Origin of the sequence: Pseudomonas sp. PA1(2017) (genome assembly GCF_001945375.1) — a bacterium.
Classification (GTDB): domain Bacteria; phylum Pseudomonadota; class Gammaproteobacteria; order Pseudomonadales; family Pseudomonadaceae; genus Aquipseudomonas.
This window is the reverse complement of the sequence record NZ_MSXU01000010.1, coordinates 403,603-424,524: the sequence shown is the minus strand read 5'-3', so window position 1 is coordinate 424,524 and position 20,922 is coordinate 403,603. Positions and strand designations below refer to the sequence as shown.

Sequence of the window (20,922 nt, the reverse complement as noted above, 5' to 3'; positions counted from 1 at the left end):
CTGCACCGTGAGTGCAAGGACGCCTTTGTCCGGTCCCGATTCGTTTCGGGGAGCCTGCCGTATGCCGACAGGCTCGATGTCTGCGGGTACACGAGCAGGGAGTGTGCCAATCAGCATCAAAGATGCGCGTTCGGCTGGCGGCGCTCACGCCCGGCAAGGGCTGCCGGGCGCCGGTACTGGCGCAGGCCGCCGCCGGTTTGTAGCCGGCGTTGCCTCTGTGCAGCTGCGTTGCCCCGGGCTGGTGCGCAAGGCACCAGCCTGGTGCCTCAAGGCGTCAGCAGTAGGCGTTTGCGCCCGTAGGTCTTCTCCAGGTTCTGTTGCAGCACCGGGAAGCTGACGTACTGCGCGCGCCGCCAGGCGTCGATGCCATCGGCATAGTGCGGGCTGGCCGGGTTGCCCGACTGCCCGGAGCTGTTGAGGCCGATCATCGGTTCCTCGCGGCCGAAGTCGACGATCATGCGCATGCTCGGAATCAGCCAGGTATCGAAATCCTGGCCCCAGTTGTAGGCCGAGACATTCAGGGTGCTGTGGTCGCCACCGGCAGGGTAGGGGCCGCGATCCAGATAGCCCTTCAGCGAGGCGATGCTGGCGCGCTGGCCGGCGCTCAGGTAGGGCGCCATCTGCGTGCTGGCGCTGCGCCATTCGTAGGTGTGCAGCTTGCCCCACTGCCAGGCATTGCGATCGGCGCCCAGGCGCTGCTCGAGCAGCTCGATGCTGGCTGCCAGGCTGCGCGCCAGGATCGCCGGTTTGTCTTCCTTCTGAGCGGTGCGCACGTCGTCCCAGAACGGGCTGTCGTCACGGCCGAGCAGATGATCGGCCTGGGCCGAGTAGGACAGGTTGGCGGTATCGACCAGGGCCTTCCAGGCCGGCGAGGTATCAGGGCCCAGTTCGTCGAGGAATATTTCCCTGGCGCTCTGGTGCAGGAAGGCACCGTACACGGCGGCATCCGCGGAAGTGGCCGAGAGCTTGCCGTCGAAGGCCATCAGCCGGCTCAGGGCCTCACGGGCTTTGCCGCGTTGCGCTTCAGGCAGGCGGTCGATGGCCTGGCGCAGCGGTGCGGCCATGTTCTGCGCTTCGAACATGCCCTGCAGTTTGGCCACGAAGGGCGAGGTCTGGTCGTACTGCATGGCGATCATGCTTTGCGTGTCGTGGCGGCCGCTGCCGGCCAGCTGCGCGATGCGCTCGTAGCGTTCCGGCGCATACCAGGAGTTGGACAACTGCATGCCATAGCCGCGCGGTGCGCTGCGTTGGTTGGCACTGCCCAGCCAGCCTTGCTGCGGATCCTGGTCGTAAGGGTGGAGCATGGGGTCGGCGAAACCGTCCCACTCGTAGCGACTGTCCCAGCCGGGCGAGGGTACCAGGCCCTGGCCTTCACGGCGGTTGGGGAAGCGCCCGGTGACCTGCCAGCCGATATGCTCGGCATCGGCGAACACCAGGTTCAGTGGCATGGCACGGATTTCCCGGGTCGCCTCGAAGGCCTGCTCGACCGACTGGGCACGGGACAGGTCGAAGAAGGCGTCCAGGCTGGCGTCGCTTTCGAACTGCGCGGTCTGTAGCGCCAGACCGTAGCCGCTCTGGATCTGCAACGGCTGCATGGGGTGCTTGCGCTCGCCCAGCACGCTGTTGAGCAGCGGGCCGTGGCGGGTTTCGTAGACGGTTTCGCGGATCGGCTTCTGGCCCTTGATGAAGAAGGTTTCCTGGCGCTGCACGGCCGGCTGCCACTTGCCGTCGGCGAGGTACAGCAGGCGATTGCCCTCGCGTTTGACCTGCTCGAGGAACAGGTCCTGGTTGTCGCCCATGACCATGGTCATGCCCCAGGCGAGCTTGCCGTTGAAGCCGGCGACCACCGCGGGAATGCCCGCGACCGTGACCCCGGAGGCCTGGAATTTCGGTGCGCGGATCTGCACGAAACTCCACACCGAGGGCAGCTCGATCGGCAGGTGCATGTCGTTGGCCAAGAGGCTCTTGCCGCTGCGGCTGCGCGACGAGCCGATGGCCCAGTTGTTCGAGGCGGCCACGCCGAGCATGTGCTGTTCGGACACCTGGGCGGCGGCGCTCTTCACTGCCTGCAGGCCGGGAATGCTGCCGCCCAGGTTGAGGCCCCTGAGCTTGTCGGCCTCCTCGAACGGCAGCGGCTCGTCCGGGTAGGTGGGCAGCAGCCAGGCGAGTTTGTCGGCGCCGACCTTCTGGGTCATGCTCAGGGCGGCGATTTCTTCCTGCAGGTTCACCGACAGGCCGAAGTTGAGCAGGCAGAACACCAGCACCGAGTCTTCCGGTTTCCAGTACGGTGGGCGATAACCGGCTTCGGCCAGATCCATCGGCAGCTTGTCGCGATAGCGGAACAGGTAGGCGTTGACGCCGCGGGCGTAGACCTCGAAGAACGCCTTCATGCGTGGCGAGGCATTCTTGTAGAGCACCTCGGCGCTCTTCTTCAGGTTCACCGCGCGCATGAAGCGGTCCATCTCCAGCACGCCGGGGCCGGCCATCTCCGCCAGACGCCCTTCGGCCATCAGGCGCAGGCTGACCATTTGGCTGAGGCGATCGCTGGCATGCACGTAACCCAGGGTGAACAGGGCGTCGTGGAAGGTGTGGGTCTCGATCAGCGGCATACCGAGCGGGTTACGGCGCACCGAAGCGGTCTGTGCCAGGCCCTGAACGCGAAAGGAGCCCTGATCCGGCGCCACGCTGCTGCGATAACGGCTGTCGAGCAGGGATTGGCAACCGCTCAGCGCGACCATGCCGGTAACGAGGCCGGCGAGGCTCAGGGTGGCGAGAGGGCGGAAAGCGCGCGGCAGCATGCGGCGGACTCCTGAAGAAAAAGGTAGTAGGCGGCGCCTTGGGCGCGAACGGCGCTAAAGGTAGAGAGGCCCATCACGCCTGGCAAGTGGCGCGAGAGGCGATGCGACGTGGGGTTATGGCCGGGTGGCCAGCCCCTCGTCGAGCAACCAGCGCGCCGCCTGGTGAGCCTGCTGCTGATGAGCCTCGTTCAGCTCGGCGAAACGTGCTTCGTGCAGGCGGCGTTCGGCGCGGCTCAGGGCCTGCCAGTCGGCGTGGGTCGGTACATGGGCGATGGCGTCGTAGAGACGCTGGAACACCTGGGCCTGGGGCGTGAGGCTCAGCTCGCTGTCGTAATTGTCGAGCAGCACCTTGATGCGGATGGCACCTTCGATCAGCGGCAGCTGGCCATCGAGCAGGGAGCTTGCCAACACCCGCAGATCGTCATGCAGGCGCTGGCGTTGCGCGAGGCGCATTTGCGCCTGCTGATGCTGTCTGGCCCAAACCTGGCGCCAGAGATGAGCCGCGTAGAAGGCGAGTGCGCCGACGATCAGTACCGCAAGCAGGATCAGGAGCTGATCAAGCCCCATGGCACTTCTTGAATTTCTTGTCGCTGCCACATGGGCAAGGGTCGTTACGGCCAACGTCCTTCAGGGCATTGCGTACCGGCTCCTGAGAACCGTGGTTGCAGTGCGGGCCGTGCACATGACCGTGATCGTGGTGATGATCATGGTCGTGATCGTGGTTGCAGTCAGGGCCATGGACGTGGGGTTGCTGGGTCATGCGGGTCACTCCGGAAGATAATCGCCGGGAATTATCTCGCCATTGCGCGCCATGTGCACGCGGCGGCCGAAGAATAATCCGGTTTTCACTTCACCCTGCAGGCGGTAGCGAATCGGCTCATCGGGGTTCTCCAGCAGCTTTACCACCTGGCGCACGTGGCGCCACAGGTTGGTGCGCACGGGAACGTCGAACTCCAGATGCCCCTTGGCCGGCACGGTGAACCAGACTTCCGACTCGCCATCGGCGAGCAGCACGTCGTTCAGGTGCACCACGTATTCGAGGCCGCGTACCGGCAAGCTGACGTCGTTGGGGTTATCGATGCGAAAGCGCAGGATGAAGCGCTGTTCGAGCAGTTTGGCCTTGACCACGTTGACGTCCACGAGGCGTACGTCAGGGTCTTCGAAACTGTCCGAGAACCAGGTCGAGCAGCCGCTGAGCGCCGCGCCCATACCCAAGAATACCATTAGGCTAAGAATTCTTATCATTTGCGCCTGATAAAACATTTCATACTCCGTTCGAGCCCCCAGTGTAACAAGAGACGGCTTGGCTACCCTAGGCCTGTTGTCATTTCATTGCGCAGTGCAGCTCGCAAGGGAAAATGCCGACTGATGCTCGTGCGTGCGCAAAAAGCTGCGTCATACTGGCCTGCATGCATTTAGGTTTTATTGCCGTGGCCGAAATGGCGCGGCGAGCCGACGAGAAGGAAGGGATGATGGCGCGATACGAGATCGCATTTTCCGGTGAGCTGGTGCCCGGTGCTCAGCTGGAGGTGGTTCAGGCCAATCTGGCCAAACTGTTCCAGGCCGATGCACAGCGAATCGCCCAGCTGTTTTCCGGGCGCCGCGTGGTGATCAAGAACAATCTGGACGAGGCCGGTGCCGAGAAGTACCGCAGCACGCTGGAGCGCGCCGGGGCTCGGGTCGAGGTGGTCGACACCGACGCCCAGGTCATCGAGGAAATCGAGCTGGCGCCACCGCCACCGGCCGCACTGGTCAGCCAGGCCTCGGCACAGTCCACCGGGCGATTGGTGGTTGCGCCGCGGGACGAGTACATGGCCGCGTTCGTCGATGTGGATGCGCCGGATTTCGGGGTCGCCGCATTGGGGGCGGATCTGCAGGACGGCAAGGCGCCGGTGGCGGCGCCCGATCTGGATCTGTCTTCGTTCAGCCTGGCGCCGGTGGGCAGCGACATGGGCCAGGCCAAGCCTGCACCGGCAGCGCCAGCGCCGGATACCTCGCATCTCAAGCTGCTTTGAGGTTCACCCCTAGAGGTAGGTCGCGCAGCATTTCTTGAATTTCTGGCCGCTGGCGCATGGACACGGGTCGTTGCGGCCGGCTTGCAAACCCACGGTCGGGTCGATGAAGTACCAGCGGCCAGCGTTCTGCACGAAGGCCGAGCGCTCGCGGTGGCTGTGTTCACCATCGGCGTCGTGCCAGCGGGCCACGAAGGTTACGCGGGCATGTTCGGGCTGGCCGCCGAGCAATTCCGAGTGCTCGACCTCCAGGCCCAGCCAGGTGCTCTGCAGGCTCCAGGCGCGAATGCCGTCCATGTCCAGCTTCGCCTGCTGCGCCGGCAGCGAGGTCGCCAACAGATAATCCACATTGCCCAGCACGTAGGCACTGTAGCGCGAGCGCATCAGGCTCTGGGCGCAAGGCGCCGCCGCGCCATCGTGATAGCGCCCGCAACAGTCGGCGAGCGAGTCGCCGCTGCCGCATGGGCAGCCGCTTGGAATCGCGTCAGGTTTCATGCTTACCACCAGTACTTTCCAAAATTCTCCGGGTTGGCCCAGAACTTGGCGTTCAGCCAGTCGGGCGCCTGTTTGTATTCCAGCAAATCGTAGGTGAACAGGCTGAGCACCTGCTCGTCGCGCGCGAAGCGTTCACTGACCTGCAGAGCGAGGGCGAAGAAATCGGTGTCTTTCCAGCCACAGGCGGGCAGGTCGACCAGCACCGCCATGCGGCTGGCGTTGAGATTGCGAATGCCACCGAGCAACTGCAGGCCGTCCTTGCGTTGCAAGTGCTCCAGGCAATCGACCACCACGGCGAGGTCGAAACGCTGCGCCGCCAGGTCGCCGGCGAGGCTTCCGGGGGCGGCGTGAGCGATCTGGCTGTGCGGATGTGCCTGTTGATAGGCATTCACTGCTGGCTGTTCGCTGGCGCTCACCAGAAGCAGTCGGGACGGCGCATAACGTTGCAGTAGAGCGGCCAGCGATTGTTGGGGCGTGCGGGGGGATGTGATCTGCGTCATCAGAAACCTCGAAGCGATCACGAAAGACTACCGCGCATGTTCACATTCAACTAGAACTGTTCGGCCTACAGTAATGTCGTAGTGATGTCTGGCAGATTTAAAAGCGGGCGTCTTTAATCCAGAGTGTCGGTTTTTGCGCCGATTCCCATTAGGAGACTTGCATATGAGTATTACAAGGAAAGCGGTACCCCTGATCATTGCGTCCACCTTTCTGACGGGCTGCGCTGGCGTCCAGAAATCCGACTGGCCGACCTGCGCTGCCGTTGGTGGTGTCAGCGGTGCTGCTCTGGGTGCCATCGAAAGTTCGGCCTGGGCAGGTGGTGGTGCGGTAATTGGTGCCGGTTTCGCCGCTGCCTATTGCTGGGTTCACGGCGCTGACGATCAGCAAGTGGCGGTTGTGGAAGAAACCGTCATTGTCGAAGAAACCGTCGCTCCTGAGCCGGTTGCCGAAGCCGTACGTGTAGAGCTGGACGTCAAGTTCGATTTCGACAAGGCGCAAGTCAAGTCGGAAAGCATGGGCGACATCCAGAGCCTGGCTGATTTCATGAAGCAATACCCGCAGACCACTACCGTGGTTGAAGGCCATACCGACTCCGTTGGTACCGACGCCTACAACCAGAAACTGTCCGAGCGCCGTGCAAACGCCGTTCGTGAGGTGCTGGTCAATCAGTACGGCGTGGGCGGTACCCGCGTCAACGCAGTCGGCTATGGTGAAAGCCGTCCGGTTGCTGACAACGCCACCGAAGAAGGCCGTGCGATCAACCGTCGTGTGGAAGCGGAAGTCGAAGCCCGGCCATAAGCCTGACTCGGCCTTCGTGAGCATCCTGACCGGCCCCGTGCCGGTCAGGAACACGGTGTCACGCAATGGACATCGTTTTCTGTCTGACCCTCTGTTTCCCAACCCGTAAACGCAGTAATGTGCCGCACATTCACAATGTGGGATGGGGCGGGCTATGAACGTTATTGCAGGACTGGGCAAGCTGTTGACGACGCTGTTCTGGTGCGTCGTGTTGACCAATCTTATCTCCCCGTATGCCCAACCGTTCGCGCAGCTGCTGACGCTCGCCGGCCTTGCCGTGCTGGGCCTGCACCTGACGGAGCTGGTGCTTTTCAATTCGGCGATTCGGGCACAGCCCCGCGTGGCAATCGAGCGTGCCAAGGTGGTGGCCTTCGGCATGTTTCATCTGTGGTCGCTTTCCGCAGCCGAGCGCGTGGCGGTAGCTGCTCCGCTGAATACCGAGGAGACCGCCCTATGCGCAAGCTGATTGTGCTGGCAGCTCTGTGCTGCCCTCTGGTGACCATGGCGGCGGCCGTTATCGAAGTCGACTCCCACAACTTCACGCGCCTGTCGGCCCACGGCAGCGTGTTGCAGCTCGATCGCGTGGCGGTCGCCGACAGCGGCACGCTGCTGATTCCTGCCGGTATCAGCGAACTGCATATCGGTGAGCTGCAACTGGGCCACGACGCGCAGATCGCCATCGCGCCGTCGAATGAGCGCTTGCTGCTGGATATCGGCACCGGGCGGATCGCCTCGGGCGCCCAGATCAGTGCGCCTGGGGCGCCAGGCACTGCGCGGCAGGCGGCAATTCCCGGACGTACGCTGGTGATTCGCATGCAGTCGGTGACCACCGAGCCATGGCTGCTCGATGCGCGTGGCGGCCGCGGTGCGGCGGGTTACACCGGCCTGGATGGCGCCAACGGCAAGGCCGGCGGTTGTGCCTGGGGCAAGGCCAGCGCCGGCCATGACGGCCAGGACGGTACCGATGGTCACCCCGGCGCAGCGGGCGGGCAGATCCGCCTGGAAGTGCCCAGCGACTTCCCCGTCGAGCATCTGCAAGCACGCCTCGATGGTGGCGCGGGCGGTGCAGCGGGTACGGCTGGCAATGCCGGCAGCGGTGGGGCGAGCAAGGGCTGCTGGATCTACAGCACCAGCGCCGGCCTGGATGGTCGCCCGGGCAGCGCAGGGCAACCCGGCGCCGCGGGCCATGCCGGTCGGCTGGATGTGGTGCGCTTTTGAGCGAAAAGGGCCTTCAGCAGGCCGTGTGAAAACTACTGCGCTCGGTCATGCGGCGTTAAAAACCGGCTGGAATGCCAGCCCAGTCAAAAAGCTCATTTACAGCTCGTAAACTGCGCTTTTTCGCCGGTTTTTGCCTTGCCTGACCTTCGCTCGCTACGTTTTCACACGGCCTGTCACAGGCCCTTTTTCATTAGAGGCTCGGACGCGCCGCGGCAAGCGCCACCACCGCCACGCCAAGCAGAAGGTTGAAGGCGACCAGGCGGCGGATACGTCCCAGTACGGCACCTGCCGTGGGCCAGTCCTGCGCTTCGACGGCGCGGCGCATGCCTGGCAACTGCAAGGCCTGGATGCGCAGGAATAGCGCCAGCATCGCCAAGTAAAGGCCCATCATCACCTGCACGTAGCGCGGTGCCCCATCGAAACCGCTGAAGCCCATGTGCAGCAGGCCGATGCCGCTGACCGGCAGGAGCACGACGGCGATCCACACCCACACGAAGAAGCGGCGAAACACCTCCAGCCACAGCGTCAGGCGCTCCGGGGCTTGCAGCGTGCCGGTCGCCGGGCGCAGCACCATCCACGCGAAGAACATGCCGCCGACCCAGATCAGTGCCGCGAGCAGATGCAAGGTGTAGACGAGAGAGTAGGGGGGCATTCACGCACTCCGGTAGCCAGCGGATCACCTCGACGACGCTGTGCAGCCTTCTATTTGGCTGGTCCTGTAGCATCGGCCGGTCGCTCTCGACCTGCGGTGATCGGTTTCAGAAAGTCGCGCCCGGGCCGCTTGACAGCCGTGCTCTTCATCGGGAGTCGGCAAGCGAGTCAGCACACGGACGATAGGCGCGTTATGATAGCGACCGTTTTCGAATACTGAAAATATATCCAGCCTTTTCGCAGCCAAGATCCTTAATGCTCAGCACCGAACTCAAGACCCAGATTCAGGGCGCCTACACCCGTTTTCTCGAATCCAAGGGCCTCAAACCTCGCTATGGGCAGCGCCTGATGATCGCCGAGGTGGCCAAGGTGCTGGGCACCATCAAGGCCGACGATGAAGGTCGCCGGCTTGGCGACCCCGCCGTGGTGGCCGTCGAGGCCGGCACCGGTACCGGCAAGACCGTGGCCTACTGCATGGCCGCCATTCCTACCGCCAAGGCGGCCGGCAAGCGCCTGGTATTGGCGACTGCCACCGTGGCGCTGCAGGAGCAGATCGTGCACAAGGATCTGCCCGACCTGATGCGCAACAGCGGCCTCAGCTTCAGCTTCGCCCTGGCCAAGGGCCGCGGCCGTTACCTGTGCCTGTCCAAGCTCGATGTGTTGCTGCAGGAAGGCCAGGCGCAGAGTTCCACGGCGCAGCTGTTCGAGGAAGAAGGCTTTCGCATCGACGTGGATGAGGAAGGCCAGAAGCTGTTCACCAGCATGATCGAGAAGCTTGCCGGCAACAAATGGGACGGCGACCGTGACAGCTGGCCGCAGGAGCTGGAAGACAGCCGCTGGGCGCAATTGACCACCGATCACAGCCAGTGCACCGGCCGCCACTGCCCGAATTTCGGGCAATGCACCTTCTACAAGGCCCGCGAGGGCATGGGCAAGGTCGATGTCATCGTCACCAACCACGATATGGTGCTGGCCGATCTCGCCCTGGGTGGCGGTGCGGTGCTGCCCGACCCGCGTGACACCCTGTACGTGTTCGATGAAGGCCACCACCTGCCGGACAAGGCCATCGGCCACTTCGCTCACTTCACCCGGCTGCGCTCCACGGCGGACTGGCTGGAGCAGATCGCCAAGAACCTCACCAAGCTCCTGGCCCAGCACCCGCTGCCGGGTGATCTCGGTCGGCTGATCGAGCAGGTGCCGGAGTTGGCCCGCGAACTGAAGACCCATCAGCAGTTCATGTTCAGCGCCTGCGAACAGGTGGCCGACTTCAAACCCGGCGAAGACATGGAAGGCCGCGAACGGCCACGTCACCGGTTCATCGGCGGCGTGGTGCCCGAGCACCTGATCGAGTTGGGGCTGGAGCTGAAGAAAGGCTTTTCCAAGCTCAACGATCTGTTCACCGGCGTGACCGAAAAACTCAAGGAGGCCATGGACGGCGAGACCAGCATCGGCATTGCTAGCCACCAGGCCGAAGAGTGGTACCCGCTGTTCGGCAGCCTGTTGGCGCGGGCCCAGGGTACCTGGGAACTTTGGCTGGCGTTCACCAGTGAAGACCCCGAGAACAGTCCGCCCATGGCGCGCTGGCTGACCCTGGCCGAAAGCGGCGCGTTGTTCGATATCGAGGTCAACGCCAGCCCGATCCTGGCGGCCGAAACCCTTCGGCGTAACCTGTGGAGTGTCGCCTACGGGGCGCTGGTCACGTCGGCGACGCTCACCGCGCTGGGTACCTTCGACCGCTACCGCATGCGTGCCGGTTTGCCGAAGGTGGCCGCCACCGCGGTGGTGCCGAGCCCGTTCCACCATGCCGACGCCGGTGTGCTGCGCGTGCCGGATCTCAAGGCGGACCCGCGCAATGCCGCCGAGCACACCGCGGCGATCATCCGCGAACTGCCGACGCTGGTGCAGGGCTCGCGCGGCACGCTGGTGCTGTTTTCCTCGCGCCGGCAGATGCAGGACGTGTTCGACGGCCTGGAGCGCGACTGGCGCAAGCGCGTGTTCATCCAGGGCAACCTGTCCAAGCAGGAAACCCTCAACAAGCACAAGGCGCGGGTCGACAGCGGCGAGGAAAGCGTGCTGTTCGGCCTGGCCAGCTTTGCCGAGGGCGTCGACCTGCCGGGTGCCTATTGCGAACACGTGGTGATCGCCAAGATTCCCTTCGCCGTGCCGGACGATCCGGTCGAAGCAGCCCTGGCCGAATGGATCGAAGCGCGTGGCGGTAATCCGTTCATGGAAATCGCCGTGCCCGATGCTTCGCTGCGCCTGGTGCAGGCCTGTGGGCGCCTGCTGCGTACCGAGGAGGATCGCGGCACCATCACCCTGCTGGATCGGCGTGTGGTCACCCAGCGTTACGGCAAGGCGATCCTCAATGCGCTACCGCCGTTTCGACGGGAAATCAGCTGAACGCCTGCTGCCCTGGTAAAAAAAACTGCTGCTGGCCCGTCATCGGACATGCGGGCTTTGCGGTAAAGCCCCCATCTGTCGCACTATTGCGCCTGCGCGCGTGATGCGCGGCAAAAGGCTCGTGACGGGATTGTCGCGGGCACTCATATTCGTCGTCGAGTTGCGGGGAGAAGGGGTCTTGAAGGTCAACACCTGGCTGCTGTCGGCCGATCGTTCGGGGCAGTGCGAAGCGCACGCACCCGCCGGTCTGGTCACCAAAGTTCTGTCACTGTGCATCGCTGCAGCCCGTCCTCGACATCCCTTGGCGATGCGGCGTCTGGCGCTGGTCACGCTGCTCGGCCTGCCGGCTCTGGGCCACGCGGCCGATCGCCAGGAGCTGTTCAACTTCGTGCGGCCCATGGACGCCGTGCAGGTGTCTGGTGACAACGCTTACCTGCCCAGCGTCACCGCCGAAAGTGCCGCCCAAGGCGAGATTCTGCGCCGGGTGAGCTTCAACCCCAGTGAGCGCCCGACCCTGCGTTTGACGCCGCAAACCGGTACCTGGGACTGGTCCGAGGCGAGCGCCATGAGCCTACGCGTGCAGAACGCCATGGATTGGGCGCTGACCCTGGACGTCACCATCGAAAGCGCCGATGGCAAGCGCCTGACCAGCCAGATCGCTCTGCCAGCCGGCCCGGCGCAGACGCTGTTGATGCCGCTGGGCGCTACCTCGCCGCGCGCCCAGGGCATGCGCGCCGGGGCGCCGATGCCATGGCGCTACGATGGCCGCCTGCTGCTGTTGGCGGAAACCGTGAAGGGCGAGATCGACGTCAAGAACGTCTCCGCCGTGACTCTGTCGATCCCCAACCCCCAGGCTGCGCAGCACATATTGCTGGGGCGCTTCGGGGTGCGTGGCAGTGACGATCTGGAGCAGGCCTACAAGGGTATCGTCGACGGCTACGGACAGTTCAGCCGACGCGACTGGCCGGGCAAGATCAAGAACGACGAACAGTTGCGCCAGGGCGTCGCCCAGGAAGACAAACAGCTGAAAGCCTGGCAGGCCGACCACCCCAGGCAGGACATCTACGGTGGCTGGATCGGCGGTCCGTCGTTCGAGGCCACCGGGTTTTTCCGCACCGAGAAGCGCGGCGGCCGCTGGTTCCTGGTCACTCCGGAGGGCAATCCCTTCTATTCGCTGGGCGTGAACACGGTAATCGGTACCCAGAGCCAGACCTACATCGAAGGGCGCGAGAAGATTTTCAGCGCGCTGCCGGCAGAGGGCGAGCCGCTGGCCGCGTTCTACGGCAGCAGCGACAGCCAGTCGGACACCGGTGCCAACCGCGGTCGCGATTTCGACAGTGGTCGCTGGTATGACTTCTACAGTGCCAACCTGCAGCGCACCTATGGTGAGCAGAAGCCGCAGGCGTGGCGCGAGCGGGCGCAGAATCGCCTGCAGGCGTGGGGCTTCAACACCCTTGGCAACTGGAGCGACAACGATTTCGCCCTCGACAAGCGCATGCCTTACAGTATTCCGCTGTCGATCCATGGCGACTACGCGACCATCAGCACCGGTATCGACTGGTGGGGCGGCATGCCTGACCCGTTCGATCCGCGCTTCGCCATGGCCGCCGAGCGCGCCATCGCCATCGCCACCCGCGACCACCGTGACGACCCCTGGGTGATGGGGTATTACGCCGACAACGAACTGGCCTGGGCCGGCCGGGCGGAAGATCCACTGTCACGCTATGCGTTGGCCTACGCCACGCTGCGCCTGACTACCGACGTGCCGGCCAAGCGCGCCTTCCTCAAGCAGTTGCGCGACAAGTACCGCAACCAGGAAGGGCTGTCCAAGGCCTGGGGCATCGATCTCAAGGCCTGGGAGCTGATGGAAGACCCAGGCTTCGAAGCGCCACCGGTCAACCCGGCCTACCCGGCTATCGAAAGCGACATGAAGCGCTTCCTGCGGCTGTTCGCCGATACCTACTTCAAGACCATCGCCGACTCGCTGGACTGGCATACGCCCAACCACCTGCTGCTGGGCGGGCGTTTCTCCGCGAGCATTCCCGAGGCGGTAGAGGCCTGCGCCGAGTATTGCGACGTGCTGAGCTTCAACTTCTACACCCGCGAGCCGCAGCAGGGTTACGACTTCGAGGCCCTGCGCAAACTGGACAAGCCGCTGCTGGTCACCGAATTCCATTTCGGCTCCCGTGATCGCGGGCCGTTCTGGGGTGGTGTCGCCGAGGTGTACAAGGAGGAGGAGCGTGGCCCGGCCTATGCCAACTTCCTGAAGAAAGCCCTGGAAGAGCCACAGATCGTCGGCGTGCACTGGTTCCAGTACCTCGATCAGCCGGTCACCGGGCGCCTGCTCGATGGTGAGAACGGCCATCTGGGGCTGGTGGCGATCACCGATCGGCCATGGGACGGCTTCGTCGGTGCCGTGCGCAAGGCCAACCTCAGCGTGCCGCCGCTGGTGCTCGAGCACGCCGCCAAGGAGCCCGAGCCGAAACCGGATGCTGCGCCTGCGGAGGGTGCGGCACCGGCCGCCGAACCGGCTAGCGAGGGCACCGCGCCAGCCGCCGCCGAGCCCAAGCCTTAATCATCCTGCGCCAGCTGGCCTGGCGCCTTTCCCATGCAGGAGCAGTCTGTGCAGATTCAGGGTTACTTCGACCTCAAGTTCGAAACGGTAAAAGATGCCTTCGCGGCGCTGTTCGACGACCCCCAGGAGCGCGGCGCGGCGCTCTGCGTGCAGGTGGGCGGCGAAACCGTGGTGGACATCTGGGCCGGTGTCGCTGACAAGGACGGCCAGCAGGCCTGGCACAGCGATACCATCCTCAATCTGTTCTCCTGCACCAAACCCTTTACGGCGGTCACCGCCTTGCAATTGGTGGCCGAAGGCAAACTGGAACTGGATGCGCCAGTGGCCCGCTACTGGCCGGAGTTCGCCGCGGCCGGCAAGGAGCGCATCACTTTGCGTCACCTGCTCAGCCACCAGGCCGGGCTGCCGGCGATTCGCCAGAGCCTGCCGGCCGAAGCACTCTACGATTGGCAAACCATGACCGATGCGCTGGCCGCCGAGGCGCCCTGGTGGGCCTTGGGTGAGGGGCATGGCTACGCGCCGATCACTTTTGGCTGGCTGGTCGGAGAGCTGCTGCGGCGTGTCGAGGGGCGCGAGCCCGGTGAGTCGATCGTTGCCCGTACCGCCAAGCCGCTGGGCCTGGATTTCCACGTCGGCTTGGCCGACGAGGAGTTTCATCGCGTGGCGACCATCAGTCGGGGCAAGGGCAACCTCGGCGACGCGGCGGCGCAGCGGATGCTCAAGACCATGATGAGCGACGCCCAGGCGATGACCACGCGAGCCTTCGCCAACCCGCCGTCGATCATGACCAGCACCAACAAACCCGAGTGGCGACGCATGCAGCAACCCGCCGCCAATGGCCATGGCAATGCGCGCAGCCTGGCCGGTTTCTACAGCGGCCTGCTCGATGGCAGCCTGCTCGACAGCGAACTGCTCGCTGAACTCACCCGCGAGCACAGTGTCGGTGAGGACAGAACATTGCTGACGCCGACCCGTTTCGGCCTCGGTTGCATGCTCGACCAGCCCGCCGTGGCCAATGCCACCTACGGCATGGGCCCAGGTGCCTTCGGCCACCCGGGTGCAGGCGGCACCACCGGCTTCGCCGACCCGCAGCGCGACGTGAGCTTCGGTTTCGTTACGAATAACTTGGGGCCGTTCGTCTTAATGGATCCGCGGGCACAGAAACTTGCGGTTATCTTATGTGAGTGTTTTTAAGAACCGCGCTTAAACTGTTGCGCAGTAACGCTTTTAGCTGACTCCGGGTTACCCGGGTGACTTCGACCGATTAGATGGATGAACCGATGCTTTCCTATAAGACTTGCGCGCTGGCGCTTTGCGTACTGCTGACAGGTTGCTCCCTGTTCGAGAAGAAGGAAGATCCCAAGCCGGTCCCCATGCCGCCGCCGGAAGTCACCCAGGCCTGGCTTGACGAGTACGAGCCGCTGGTGCGTGAAGCCATCAAGGACAGCAACTTCGAAATGGAGCGTCGCGAGAACCTGCTGGTGGTCACCGCGCCGGTCAAGGGCTCCTTCAACCCGGATCGCCCGGGCATGCTCCTGCCGGTCACCCTGGGCCCGATCACCCGCGTGGCCAAGGTAATGGAGAAAGACAGCAAGGTCGGCGTGCTGGTACTCGGCCACGCCGACAGCAGCGGTGCCCTGGAGACCAACCGCGAGCTGAGCCTCGAGCGTGCGCGTGCGTTCACCGCCATCTTCCGCCTCAGCGGTCTCAAGCAGGATCGCCTGATGGTCAAGGGCATGGGCCCGGACATGCCGCGCGCCGCCAACGACAGCGCCAATGGGCGTGAACTCAACCGCCGCGTGGAGATTCTGCTGACCCGCCAGGACACCCTGCAGGCCCTGATCGCCAAATACAGTACCCCGGATCCGGCACCGGCTGCCGCCACCGCCATTGCCGCCGCCGACAAGCCTGCCGAGAAAGCTTCTGCCAAGGCTGACGCCAAACCGGCAGCCAAAACCGTGGCCAAAGCGTCTGCCAAGCCAAAGGCCGCGGCCAAGCCAGCCGCCAAACCGGCGACCAAGGCAGTAGCCAAAGCCGCTGACAAACCGGCTGCCAAGAGCACCACCAAGCTGGCCGATGCCAAGAAAGTGGTTGCCGCAGATCAAGCCAAATAAGGCTTCTCCCGTTAAGCTAGGGGCTTTGTCGCTTTCGAGAGTACGCTCATGACTCAGACCCTGGCCGACATGCGCCGTGACTACACCCGTGACGGGTTGAGCGAGGATCAGGCGCCGCTGGAGCCCCTCGCGCTGTTCAGAAGCTGGTTCGCCGACGCGGTGAAAACCGAGCAACTGCCCGTAGAACCCAACGCCATGACTCTGGCGACCGTCGACGCCGATGGTCGGCCGCACTGCCGTGTGCTGCTGCTCAAAGGTCTGGACGAGCAAGGCTTCACCTTCTTCAGCAACTACCAGAGCGCCAAGGGCGAGCAGTTGCAGGCCAACCCCTTTGCCGCGCTGACCTTCTTCTGGCCGACCCTGGAACGCCAGGTGCGCATCGAGGGCCGTGTCGAGCGGGTCACGCCCGCTGAATCCGATGCCTACTTCCAGGTGCGCCCGCTGGGCAGCCGTCTCGGTGCCTGGGCGTCGCCCCAGAGCCGGGTGATTCACGACCGCGGTGAGCTCGAAGGTCTGCTTGCGCAAACCGAACGGCGCTTCGCCGACCATGCGCCGGAGTGTCCGCCGCATTGGGGCGGTTACCGTCTGCTGCCCGAGCGCATCGAGTTCTGGCAGGGTCGTGCCAGCCGTCTGCACGATCGTCTCGACTATCGCCGCGAAGGCGAAGCCTGGTTGCGCCAGCGCCTGGCGCCCTGACGTCCTCGGGCCGGCACTGTCGGCCTCTATCACGCAGACTCCAGTATGCTTGAGCTCGATTCCACCCTGGCCCAGCACATCGTTGATCGCGCCATGGCCATCCTGCCGTACAACATCAATGTGATGGATGCCCAGGGCATGATCATCGGCAGCGGCGACCCACTGCGGCTGCATACCCGCCATGAAGGTGCCCAATTGGTGCTGGCTAACCGTCGGGTGGTGGAGATCGACGAGCAGGCCGCGACCTGCCTGCGCGGCGTGCGCCCGGGGGTGAATCTGCCGCTGCTGCACGCCGACGAGCTGATTGGCGTGCTCGGCATCACCGGTGATCCCGAGGTGGTAAGGCCCTATGCCGAGCTGGTGCGCATGGCCGCGGAGATGCTGGTCGAGCAGCGTCAGGTGCAGGCCGAGCGCCATTGGCAGCGGCATCAGCTGGATTCCTGGCTGCGCCAGTTGTTCGATCCGGTGGTCAGTGTCACGGCACTGGCTGCCGATGCCGAACGGCAGGGGTTGGCACTGAGTTGGCCGCGTCAGGTGTGCCTGCTGGAACTGCAGGAACAGGGCGAGCCCCTGGCGCAGCGGGCGCGCCTGCTCGCCGCCCTGGCTGGCAAGAAGGAGCATTTGTGTGCGCCGCTGGGGATGCGCGAGCTGGTCTGGTGTCGGCCTCTCGTGGCGGGCCAGGATGACCGGCAATGGCTGGAGGCGGCGGATCAGCGAAGCTGGGGCGTGACGCGCCTGCTGGTCAGCGATCCGCTGCACTCCCTCGAGCAGTTGCGTCAGGCCTGCCTGGCACTGCGTGATCTGCAAGCCTTCGCTACGGCGCGACACCCATCGTTGCGGGTGCTGGCACTCGACGAGCATCGCCTGGCCACCTTGCTACATGCCCAGCGCCACAGCTGGTTGCTGCAGGGCTGGCTGGCGCCATTGCGGCAGGTGCTGGCGCAGGATGCCAACGGCGTGCTGCGCGCTACCCTCGAGGCCTGGTGCGCCCATGACGGTCAGGTGCAGAGCTGCGCCGACGCCTTGGGCATCCACCGCAACACCCTGCGCTATCGCCTGGAGCGAATCGGCGAACTCAGCGGTGTCGAACTGACACGTCTGGATCGGCGCCTGCAACTGTCGCTTGGGCTGGGGCTGATAGAGCCCGAGTGACCTCTCGGGCGTTAGTGGTGCGGGTGCACAATATGGGCTTTTCGTTGCGCTTTGTTGTTGTGCGAGTGAACAGGGTGTCGTCCCTCGTTACTGGGTGACAATGCCGAGCACCTGGCAACTCACATAACAACAAGAGGAAACCGGCATGGTTCTGGTTCTGATCCTGGTCGCACTGATCGCCTTTATCGTGGTGTCGACGACGCGTCTCAAGCTGCATCCCTTTCTTGCCTTGCTGATTGCCGCGATCGTCGCGGGCTTCGCCTATGGGTTACCTCATCAGGACATTCTCAAGACTGTCGCTACGGGCTTCGGCGGCATTCTGGGCAACATCGGCGTGGTGATCGTGCTGGGCACCATCATCGGCGTGATTCTCGAGCGCAGCGGCGCGGCCATTACCCTGGCCGAGACGGTGATCAAGCTGCTGGGAGAACGCTTCCCGACGCTGACCATGTCGATCATCGGCTACATCGTGTCGATTCCGGTGTTCTGTGATTCCGGCTACATCATCCTCAACTCCCTTAAAAACGCCCTGGCTGCGCGCATGAAAGTGTCGGTGATCGCCATGAGCGTTGCCCTGGCGACCGGGTTGTATGCCACTCACACCTTCGTGCCGCCGACTCCAGGGCCGATCGCAGCGGCCGGCAACCTCGGTCTCGAGTCGAGCCTGGGCCTGGTGATCGCCGTGGGCCTGTTCGTGGCCATGGTTTCCGCGCTCGCCGGCTTGTTGTGGGCCAACCGTTTCGTTGGCAAGGATATCGCGCTGGAAGACGACGGCACACCGATGCCCGGTGCCGAGGATTTCGAGGCGCTGAAGGCAAAGTACGGCGTGCTGCCTAGCGCCACCCAGGCCTTCGCGCCGATTCTGGTACCCATCGCACTGATCTGCCTGGGTTCGATCTCGGTGTTCCCCAGCCGCCCGCTGGGCGACGGCACGCTGCAGGCGGTGCTGAGCTTCCTGGGGCAGCCGGTGGTGGCCCTGCTGGTCGGTCTGGTGCTGGCCTGTACGCTGCTGCGGGGTAACGGCAAGCGTCAGCAGCTACATGACCGGGTGACCGATGGCATCCTGTCCGCTGCGCCGATCATCCTGATCACCGGTGCTGGTGGGGCATTCGGCGCCGTGCTCAGCGCCTCGCCGCTGGGCGCCTATCTGGGCAGCACGCTGTCCGCGCTGGGTATCGGTTTGTTCATGCCGTTCTTGGTCGCTGCTGCGCTGAAGACCGCACAGGGTTCTACTACCGTGGCTATGGTCACCACCTCGGCGATGGTTGCACCACTGCTTGGGCAGATCGGCCTGGACAGCGAAATGGGTCGCGTACTCACCGTTCTGGCCATCGGCGCCGGAGGCATGACCGTTTCGCACGCCAACGACAGCTACTTCTGGGTCGTCACCCAGTTCAGTCGCATGCCGGTGGCCGTTGCCTACCGCGCACAAACCATGGCTACGCTGATTCAGGGCCTGGTGGGTATTACCACGGTATGGCTGCTGAGCCTGGTTCTCCTGTAAGCCTGTTCAATCGCGGCGCTCGAGGGCGCCGCGCTGTTTTTCGAGGTCGTCTGCATGAAAATCGTCATCGCTCCTGATTCCTTCAAGGAGAGCCTGAGCGCGCCCGAGGTGGCCCAGGCCATCGCTCGCGGCTGGCTAGCCGTATACCCGGACGCCGAGATCGCCCTCTGCCCCATGGCCGATGGTGGGGAGGGCACCGTGGATGCGGTACTTGCGGCAACGGGAGGTGAACGTCGCGAACTGTCCGTGATGGGGCCGCTGGCCACTCCGGTGAATGCCCATTGGGGCTGGTTGGGCGACGGCACGGCAGTGATCGAGATGGCCGCTGCCAGCGGACTGCACTGGGTGCCGAGCGCCCAGCGCGATGCTCGGGTGACCAGCAGTTACGGAACGGGCGAGTTGATCACTGCCGCTCTGGATGCCGGGGCCACGCGAATCATCCTCGGTCTTGGTGGCAGCGCTACCAACGATGGTGGCAGCGGGCTGCTGCGGGCGCTGGGCGTACGTTTTCTCGACGCGGTCGGCAATGAGCTGCGCCCAGGTGGCGCGGCTCTGGCTTCGCTGCAACGCGTTGACCTCAGCGGGTTGGACGAGCGGCTACAGGGCGTGCAGGTCGACGTCGCGGCGGATGTGGATAATCCACTGTGCGGGCCCAAAGGCGCATCGGCGGTGTTCGGCCCGCAGAAGGGCGCGAGCCCGGAGCAGGTGGAGGAGCTCGATGCAGCCCTGGCACGCCTGGCCGAAGTGGTCGGTGAGGCACTGAGTGAGGACTTCAGTACATTTCCCGGCGTCGGTGCCGCCGGCGGCCTGGGCTTCGCCGCCAAGGCATTTCTCGGCGCACGCTTTCGTCCCGGCATCGAATTGGTCGCCGAGCTTTCCGGGCTGGCCGATGCCATACGTGGCGCCGATCTGGTCATTACCGGAGAAGGGCGTCTCGATGCCCAGAGCCTGCATGGCAAGACGCCGGTTGGGGTCGCACGTGTGGCTAAAGCTCAGGGCGTACCGGTGATCGCTCTGGCCGGCAGCCTGGGCGAAGGCTATCAAGCGGTACGTGACGCCGGCATCGAAGCCTGTTTCAGCCTCGCCCCTGGGCCAATCACCCTGGAGCATGCCTGTGCCAATGCCGGGCCCGAGCTCGAAGCGCGTGCAGCCGATCTGGCCAGGTTCTGGCGCCTCGCTCGGGGCGCACGTGGCTAGCGGTTGGCCGTGCCGCCTGTGCGGCGGTTGTGACGATTACCTGGCTCGGCTGTCTATACTGCTGTCGGGTGGCGAACTGGCCACCCTGTACGGCTGCTGAACAGATGACGCAATTTGTCAGCAATCACAGTGACCGTCCTGGCGGCCAAGCTGTCATAGGGTTATCAGTCCAGTCTGGAGAATCGTCATGCTTAAACCTGGTCTTTTCGCTGTCCTGTTTGCTGCAGCGACGCTCACCCTCGGCGGCTGCGCATCCAGCCTGACCGGCGACAGCTATTCGCGCGATGAAGCGCGTGCCGTACAGACCGTGCGCATGGGCACTATCGAATCCCTGCGCCCTGTGAAGATCGAAGGCACCAAAACGCCGATCGGTGGCGGCGCGGGCGCGGTGATTGGCGGCGTGGCCGGCAGCGGCGTTGGTGGCGGCCGCGGCTCGGCGGTGGCAGCCGTAATTGGTGCGGTAGCTGGTGGCCTGTTGGGCGCCGCGGCTGAAGAGGGCATCACCCGCACCCAGGGTGTGGAAATCACCGTGCGTGAAGATGACGGCAGCATGCGTGCTTATGTGCAGGCAGTCGAAGAGAACCAGATCTTCCGTGTAGGCGATCGTGTACGCATCATGACCGTCAACGGCACCAGCCGCGTGACTCATTAACGGCGACATGGCGTAATGCGCACCAGGGCCGAATCAGTTCGCTGATTCGGCCTTTTCGTTTGCGCGGCGTGAAGCCCGGATTAGAGAGGCTGGTGGTCGGTGCCTAGGCAAATCGCAAAGCGCACTGGAGATAGTTTTAGTAATAATTCTATCCATGAC

At 64.3% G+C, this 20,922-nt stretch carries 19 protein-coding genes and 1 pseudogene; 13 read left to right on the top strand and 7 right to left on the bottom strand.

The features are described from left to right. Nucleotides 1-266: 266 nt before the first annotated feature. The 4 genes from BVH01_RS16445 to BVH01_RS16430 all read right to left on the bottom strand — a co-directional run bounded on the left by BVH01_RS16445 (nucleotide 267) and on the right by BVH01_RS16430 (nucleotide 4,061). Nucleotides 267-2,738 (bottom strand): penicillin acylase family protein, encoded by a 2,472-nt coding sequence (locus BVH01_RS16445; protein ID WP_256562788.1) that lies wholly within the window; start codon nucleotides 2,736-2,738, stop codon nucleotides 267-269. Between the two features lie 174 nt (nucleotides 2,739-2,912). Continuing rightward, nucleotides 2,913-3,365, bottom strand: coding sequence for a DUF2489 domain-containing protein (locus BVH01_RS16440; protein WP_075931361.1), 453 nt, complete (start codon nucleotides 3,363-3,365; stop codon nucleotides 2,913-2,915). Next, nucleotides 3,355-3,558: an SEC-C metal-binding domain-containing protein gene (locus tag BVH01_RS16435; RefSeq protein WP_075931360.1), complete on the bottom strand. Its 204-nt coding sequence runs from the start codon at nucleotides 3,556-3,558 to the stop codon at nucleotides 3,355-3,357. Before BVH01_RS16435 ends, BVH01_RS16440 begins: the two co-directional genes overlap by 11 nt. 5 nt (nucleotides 3,559-3,563) lie before the next feature. Then, nucleotides 3,564-4,061: an LEA type 2 family protein gene (locus tag BVH01_RS16430; protein WP_075931359.1), complete on the bottom strand. Its 498-nt coding sequence runs from the start codon at nucleotides 4,059-4,061 to the stop codon at nucleotides 3,564-3,566. Between the two features lie 209 nt (nucleotides 4,062-4,270). Between BVH01_RS16430 and BVH01_RS16425 the strand changes: the two genes are divergently transcribed. Beyond that, nucleotides 4,271-4,813: a hypothetical protein gene (locus tag BVH01_RS16425; protein WP_075931358.1), complete on the top strand. Its 543-nt coding sequence runs from the start codon at nucleotides 4,271-4,273 to the stop codon at nucleotides 4,811-4,813. A gap of 9 nt (nucleotides 4,814-4,822) precedes the next feature. Here BVH01_RS16425 and BVH01_RS16420 read toward each other — a convergent pair whose 3' ends face one another. Next, nucleotides 4,823-5,305 (bottom strand): YchJ family protein, encoded by a 483-nt coding sequence (locus BVH01_RS16420; protein ID WP_075931357.1) that lies wholly within the window; start codon nucleotides 5,303-5,305, stop codon nucleotides 4,823-4,825. Between the two features lie 2 nt (nucleotides 5,306-5,307). Further along, entirely contained in the window at nucleotides 5,308-5,805 is a 498-nt protein-coding gene (locus tag BVH01_RS16415) for a DUF6231 family protein (RefSeq protein ID WP_075931356.1), read from the bottom strand. Between the two features lie 442 nt (nucleotides 5,806-6,247). Between BVH01_RS16415 and BVH01_RS25010 the strand changes: the two are divergent. The 3 genes and pseudogenes from BVH01_RS25010 to BVH01_RS16400 all read left to right on the top strand — a co-directional run. Continuing rightward, a pseudogene (locus BVH01_RS25010) lies at nucleotides 6,248-6,604 on the top strand (OmpA family protein); the annotation flags it as partial. 154 nt (nucleotides 6,605-6,758) lie between these two features. After that, the gene (locus tag BVH01_RS16405) at nucleotides 6,759-7,070 is read left to right on the top strand and encodes a DUF1145 domain-containing protein (protein ID WP_075931354.1); all 312 of its coding nucleotides are present in this window, start codon (nucleotides 6,759-6,761) and stop codon (nucleotides 7,068-7,070) included. Next, entirely contained in the window at nucleotides 7,058-7,822 is a 765-nt protein-coding gene (locus tag BVH01_RS16400; protein WP_075931353.1) for a collagen-like triple helix repeat-containing protein, read from the top strand. Before BVH01_RS16405 ends, BVH01_RS16400 begins: the two co-directional genes overlap by 13 nt. A 190-nt stretch (nucleotides 7,823-8,012) precedes the next feature. On the opposite strand, the gene BVH01_RS16395 is transcribed toward BVH01_RS16400, so the two are convergent. Then, complete coding sequence (locus BVH01_RS16395; RefSeq protein WP_075931352.1) at nucleotides 8,013-8,474, bottom strand: CopD family protein; 462 nt, start codon at nucleotides 8,472-8,474, stop codon at nucleotides 8,013-8,015. A gap of 254 nt (nucleotides 8,475-8,728) precedes the next feature. On the opposite strand from BVH01_RS16395, the gene dinG reads away from it, so the two are divergent. From dinG to BVH01_RS16350, 9 genes are all read left to right on the top strand, one after another. Beyond that, complete coding sequence (dinG, locus tag BVH01_RS16390; RefSeq protein WP_075931351.1) at nucleotides 8,729-10,873, top strand: ATP-dependent DNA helicase DinG; 2,145 nt, start codon at nucleotides 8,729-8,731, stop codon at nucleotides 10,871-10,873. A gap of 307 nt (nucleotides 10,874-11,180) precedes the next feature. Next, nucleotides 11,181-13,448 (top strand): beta-agarase, encoded by a 2,268-nt coding sequence (locus BVH01_RS16385; RefSeq protein WP_075931389.1) that lies wholly within the window; start codon nucleotides 11,181-11,183, stop codon nucleotides 13,446-13,448. Between the two features lie 48 nt (nucleotides 13,449-13,496). Next, nucleotides 13,497-14,642, top strand: coding sequence for a serine hydrolase domain-containing protein (locus BVH01_RS16380; RefSeq protein WP_075931350.1), 1,146 nt, complete (start codon nucleotides 13,497-13,499; stop codon nucleotides 14,640-14,642). Nucleotides 14,643-14,728: 86 nt separating this feature from the next. Further along, nucleotides 14,729-15,562: an OmpA family protein gene (locus tag BVH01_RS16375; protein ID WP_075931349.1), complete on the top strand. Its 834-nt coding sequence runs from the start codon at nucleotides 14,729-14,731 to the stop codon at nucleotides 15,560-15,562. 48 nt (nucleotides 15,563-15,610) lie between these two features. Continuing rightward, nucleotides 15,611-16,258, top strand: a complete 648-nt coding sequence (gene pdxH, locus BVH01_RS16370; protein WP_075931348.1) for a pyridoxamine 5'-phosphate oxidase — start codon at nucleotides 15,611-15,613, stop codon at nucleotides 16,256-16,258. A gap of 45 nt (nucleotides 16,259-16,303) precedes the next feature. Next, on the top strand, nucleotides 16,304-17,410 hold the full coding sequence (locus BVH01_RS16365) for a sugar diacid recognition domain-containing protein (RefSeq protein ID WP_075931347.1): 1,107 nt from the start codon (nucleotides 16,304-16,306) through the stop codon (nucleotides 17,408-17,410). Between the two features lie 145 nt (nucleotides 17,411-17,555). After that, nucleotides 17,556-18,914 carry a GntP family permease gene (locus tag BVH01_RS16360; protein ID WP_075931346.1) on the top strand — a complete coding sequence of 453 codons (1,359 nt, stop codon included), beginning with the start codon at nucleotides 17,556-17,558 and terminating at the stop codon, nucleotides 18,912-18,914. Nucleotides 18,915-18,968: 54 nt separating this feature from the next. Then, complete coding sequence (locus BVH01_RS16355; protein ID WP_075931345.1) at nucleotides 18,969-20,111, top strand: glycerate kinase; 1,143 nt, start codon at nucleotides 18,969-18,971, stop codon at nucleotides 20,109-20,111. Nucleotides 20,112-20,298: 187 nt separating this feature from the next. Next, nucleotides 20,299-20,763, top strand: coding sequence for a hypothetical protein (locus BVH01_RS16350; protein ID WP_070887912.1), 465 nt, complete (start codon nucleotides 20,299-20,301; stop codon nucleotides 20,761-20,763). Nucleotides 20,764-20,922: the final 159 nt, after the last annotated feature.

Excerpts from the sequence above, each read along its gene's own strand:
- BVH01_RS16445 (WP_256562788.1), bottom strand. The coding sequence starts at position 2,738 with ATGGTCGCGCTGAGCGGTTGCCAATCCCTGCTCGACAGCCGTTATCGC.
- BVH01_RS16440 (WP_075931361.1), bottom strand. The coding sequence starts at position 3,365 with ATGGGGCTTGATCAGCTCCTGATCCTGCTTGCGGTACTGATCGTCGGC.
- BVH01_RS16435 (WP_075931360.1), bottom strand. The coding sequence starts at position 3,558 with ATGACCCAGCAACCCCACGTCCATGGCCCTGACTGCAACCACGATCAC.
- BVH01_RS16430 (WP_075931359.1), bottom strand. The coding sequence starts at position 4,061 with ATGTTTTATCAGGCGCAAATGATAAGAATTCTTAGCCTAATGGTATTC.
- BVH01_RS16425 (WP_075931358.1), top strand. The coding sequence starts at position 4,271 with ATGGCGCGATACGAGATCGCATTTTCCGGTGAGCTGGTGCCCGGTGCT.
- BVH01_RS16420 (WP_075931357.1), bottom strand. The coding sequence starts at position 5,305 with ATGAAACCTGACGCGATTCCAAGCGGCTGCCCATGCGGCAGCGGCGAC.
- BVH01_RS16415 (WP_075931356.1), bottom strand. The coding sequence starts at position 5,805 with ATGACGCAGATCACATCCCCCCGCACGCCCCAACAATCGCTGGCCGCT.
- BVH01_RS16405 (WP_075931354.1), top strand. The coding sequence starts at position 6,759 with ATGAACGTTATTGCAGGACTGGGCAAGCTGTTGACGACGCTGTTCTGG.
- BVH01_RS16400 (WP_075931353.1), top strand. The coding sequence starts at position 7,058 with ATGCGCAAGCTGATTGTGCTGGCAGCTCTGTGCTGCCCTCTGGTGACC.
- BVH01_RS16395 (WP_075931352.1), bottom strand. The coding sequence starts at position 8,474 with ATGCCCCCCTACTCTCTCGTCTACACCTTGCATCTGCTCGCGGCACTG.
- dinG (WP_075931351.1), top strand. The coding sequence starts at position 8,729 with ATGCTCAGCACCGAACTCAAGACCCAGATTCAGGGCGCCTACACCCGT.
- BVH01_RS16385 (WP_075931389.1), top strand. The coding sequence starts at position 11,181 with ATGCGGCGTCTGGCGCTGGTCACGCTGCTCGGCCTGCCGGCTCTGGGC.
- BVH01_RS16375 (WP_075931349.1), top strand. The coding sequence starts at position 14,729 with ATGCTTTCCTATAAGACTTGCGCGCTGGCGCTTTGCGTACTGCTGACA.
- pdxH (WP_075931348.1), top strand. The coding sequence starts at position 15,611 with ATGACTCAGACCCTGGCCGACATGCGCCGTGACTACACCCGTGACGGG.
- BVH01_RS16365 (WP_075931347.1), top strand. The coding sequence starts at position 16,304 with ATGCTTGAGCTCGATTCCACCCTGGCCCAGCACATCGTTGATCGCGCC.
- BVH01_RS16360 (WP_075931346.1), top strand. The coding sequence starts at position 17,556 with ATGGTTCTGGTTCTGATCCTGGTCGCACTGATCGCCTTTATCGTGGTG.
- BVH01_RS16355 (WP_075931345.1), top strand. The coding sequence starts at position 18,969 with ATGAAAATCGTCATCGCTCCTGATTCCTTCAAGGAGAGCCTGAGCGCG.
- BVH01_RS16350 (WP_070887912.1), top strand. The coding sequence starts at position 20,299 with ATGCTTAAACCTGGTCTTTTCGCTGTCCTGTTTGCTGCAGCGACGCTC.